Origin of the sequence: Idiomarina sp. UBA4206 (assembly GCF_002383015.1) — a bacterium.
Taxonomy (GTDB): Bacteria; Pseudomonadota; Gammaproteobacteria; order Enterobacterales; family Alteromonadaceae; genus Idiomarina; species Idiomarina abyssalis.
Map to the genome: position 1 here is coordinate 22,304 of NZ_DFTS01000030.1, position 206 is coordinate 22,509.

At 52.9% G+C, this 206-nt stretch carries 1 protein-coding gene; it reads right to left on the reverse strand.

The window, feature by feature from the left end; translation table 11 throughout:
- Positions 1 to 206: aromatic amino acid lyase (locus B3180_RS06420; RefSeq protein WP_286843612.1), on the reverse strand; the 206-nt coding region annotated here is incomplete at both ends.

Here is a 206-nt window from a genome sequence, read left to right on the forward strand (position 1 = left end):
AGCCGCAATAGCCAGAATATCCGCCGCCATAGCAACCGGTTCGGCGTGGAAGTTACCGCCGGAAATAATATCCTGCTCCTCACTGAACACCAGTGGGTTGTCGGTAACACCATTAGCTTCGCGTACCAGAATACCCGAGGCATGCTCAATTTGATCCAATACTGCACCCATGACCTGAGGCTGACTACGCAGAGAATACGGAGCCT